Source organism: Streptosporangium sp. NPDC049644, from assembly GCF_040675205.1.
GTDB lineage: Bacteria > Actinomycetota > Actinomycetes > Streptosporangiales > Streptosporangiaceae > Streptosporangium > Streptosporangium fukuiense.
In genome coordinates this window covers 1-3226 of the sequence record NZ_JBFAOJ010000218.1, presented here as the reverse complement: position 1 = coordinate 3226, position 3226 = coordinate 1, and the positions used below count along the sequence as shown (strand labels likewise).

Annotated in this window: 2 protein-coding genes; both read left to right on the top strand. The window is 70.4% G+C overall.

The features are described from left to right. Nucleotides 1-494 precede the first annotated feature (494 nt). Entirely contained in the window at nucleotides 495-1610 is a 1116-nt protein-coding gene (locus tag AB0J58_RS44475; protein WP_364227774.1) for a Zn-dependent alcohol dehydrogenase, read from the top strand. Between the two features lie 43 nt (nucleotides 1611-1653). Further along, entirely contained in the window at nucleotides 1654-3135 is a 1482-nt protein-coding gene (locus tag AB0J58_RS44470; RefSeq protein ID WP_364227771.1) for an aldehyde dehydrogenase family protein, read from the top strand. Nucleotides 3136-3226: the final 91 nt, after the last annotated feature.

Below are 3226 nucleotides of genomic sequence, written 5' to 3'. Positions count from 1 at the left end.
CCGGACCGATCGGTCCGGCGACGGCCGATCCACATCACGCAACGCCCCGCAACACCCCGCGACATCTCATGACACCCTGTGACACCGCGAGGGCATCGACCGGCACCGGGTAGGCTCCGTCGCGCCGGGGCCCGTCGGCCCCGCGCCGGCAGAACGTGCCGGTGGTCCGCGGGAACACACGCCCGGCCCGCCGGACCGACGGCTCCCCGCCGTGACGAGGCCACCCCCGCCGGGCCTCCGCGCGACGATCGGCGCCTCCGCCGTCCGGATCTCCCGCCGACTCCGGCGCACCCCCGTCCACCGGGGGCCGCGACCGGTGGTTCCCGCCTCCAGACACCGTCGGATCGCCTTCGCCACCCCGCTCGGCGGGGCACTGCGTTCCCGCTCACATTCTCCCGAGGCCCTTGACATGGCATTATGCAACAGAGGACGATTTTGAAACAATGGTTTGCTGAGTGAACCGAATATTCGTAGCTGGCGAGGTGGGCGAAACGATGGTCAAGGCTCGGGGAGCGGTAATCCACGGTGTCGGGGAGAAGTGGAGCGTGGAGGATCTCCAGGTGGGCGACCCCGGTCCCGGCGAGGTACTCGTCAAGGTCATGGCCACCGGGATCTGCCACTCCGACGACCACGTCGTGCGCGGGGACATCCGCGCCGAGTTGCCTCAGGTCGGCGGGCACGAGGGGGCCGGCATCGTGGAGAAGGTCGGCGTCGGTGTCACCCGGGTGAAGGTCGGCGACCGGGTGGCGACGCTGTTCGTGCCCGTCTGCGGTTCGTGCCGCTACTGCGCCGCGGGCAGGTCCTACCTCTGCGAGAGCACGGCCGGCGTGCGGCCGGGGTACGCGATGGACGGCACCCTGCGCTTCCGGCTCGCGGACGGCCCCGGGGTCACCGCCACCAGCAGTCTGGGGACCTTCGCGAACTACCTGGTCTGCCACGAGAGCCAGACGGTCGCCGTGCCCGACTCGACGGACTTCACCGCCGCGTGCCTGGTCTCCTGCGGCGTGCTCACGGGCTGGGGCGCGGCGGTCAACGCCGGAGACGTCCGGCCGGGTGACGCGGTCCTCGTCCTCGGCGCCGGCGGGGTCGGCATGAACGTGGTCCAGGGTGCCAGGCACGCCGGCGCCGACCACGTCATCGTCGTCGACCCCTCGGAGTTCGCGCGGAGCCAGGCTCCCACCTTCGGCGCGACCGACACCTTCGCCTCCCTCGACGACGCCCGGCCGCGGATCGAGGAGATCACCGGCGGGCGGGGCGTCGACGTCTCCGTCATCACGGTGGGACGGGTCAACGGCGACATCATCGGCCAGGCCTTCGACCTGACCGGCAAGGCCGGCACCTGCGTCGTCGCCTCCCTCGGCTCCACCGACAAGCACATCGCGGTGAACCCCCGCGACTTCTCCAACCGGACCAAGACGCTGACCGGCTCCCTGTTCGGCAACTGCAACCCGGTCGCCGACATCCCGCGGCTGCTGGGGATGCACTCCGCCGGCCGACTCAAGCTCGACGAGCTGGTGACCCGCACGTACCGCCTTGAGCAGATCAACGAGGCCTACGACGACCTGCACGCCGGGGTCAACATCCGCGGCGTCATCCTGCACGAGCACTGACAGTCTTCCCAACCACCGTACGATCCGCACGAAAAGGACAGTGATGGCCGCGACCCCCGACACCGAAGCCCAGCAGAAGCCCATCGAGCACACGCTTCTGTTCATCGACGGGAAGTGGGAGGAGTCCGAGGCGGGCGGCCAGATCCCCGTCGTGAACCCGGCGACGGGCGAGGTGTTCGTCTCGGTGCAGGAGGCGCGCGAGAGCGACGTGGACCGCGCCGTCCTGGCGGCCAGGAAGGCGTTCGACTCCGGGCCGTGGCCGAGGATGAAGCCCAACGAGCGGGCGCAGATCCTCTGGCGGCTCGGCGACCTCATCCAGCGGGACGGGGAGGAACTCGCCCGGCTCACCACGCTGGAGAACGGCAAGCCCTACGCCCAGTCCCAGATGATCGACGTGCGGGGCTCCGTCAAGGCGTTCCACTACTTCTCCGGGTGGGCCACCAAGGTCACCGGCGCGACGATCCCGCTCTCCACGCCCGGGGACTACCACGCCTTCACCCAGCGGGAGGCTCTCGGCGTCTGCGCCCTCATCGTCCCCTGGAACTACCCGCTGTCGAACGCGGCGTGGAAGGTGGGCCCGGCCCTGGCGGCCGGTAACACCTGCGTGCTGAAGCCCGCCGAGGCGACACCGCTGAGCGCACTGCGGCTGGCCCGGCTCGCGATCGAGGCCGGGCTTCCCGAAGGGGTGCTCAATGTCGTGCCCGGCTACGGCCCCTCGGCGGGAGCCGCCCTCGCGGAGCACCCGCTGGTGGACAAGGTGTCGTTCACCGGTTCCACCCAGACCGGACGGGCGATCGCCACCGCGTCGCTCGGCAACTTCAAGCGGGTGACGCTCGAACTCGGCGGCAAGAGCCCCAACATCGTCTTCGCCGACGCCGACCTCGAGGCCGCCTCGGCGGGAGCCGCGGCGGCGATCTTCTCCAACATGGGCGAGCAGTGCGTGGCCGGCTCGCGACTGTACGTCGAGGAGTCCGTCTTCGACGAGGTGGTCGCGCGGGTGGCGGCGATCGGCGCGTCGATGAGGATCGGCGACGGGTTCGATCCGGAGACGCAGGTCGGGCCGCTGGTCAGCAAGGAGCACCTGGAGCGCGTCACCGGCTACCTGCGTTCCGGTGTCGAGCAGGGCGCGACCGTGCTGAGCGGCGGCGAAACGGTCGGCGACCGGGGCTTCTACCTCCAGCCCACCGTCTTCACCGACGTGACCCCGGACATGCGGATCGTCCGCGAGGAGATCTTCGGCCCCGTCGTGGTGGCCACGCCGTTCCGCGAGGTCGACGACCTGGTGGAGGTCGCCAACGACTCGCCGTACGGTCTCGCGGCCGGTGTCTGGACCCAGAACATCTCCCGGGCGCACTCGATGAGCCGCGCGCTGCGCGCGGGAGTGGTCTGGGTCAACTGCTACGGCGTCTTCGACCCGGCGTTGCCCTTCGGCGGCTTCAAGGAGTCCGGCTGGGGCCGCGAGATGGGCTACGACGTCATGCAGCACTACACCGAGAACAAGAGCACGGTCATCAAGCTGGGCTGACGTTCGCACACCCCTCGCGCGCCGCCGCGGGTACCGCCGCGGAGCGCATCAATGTCCTCGCTCCACGACAGGACGTTGCCGGGCTCCATGA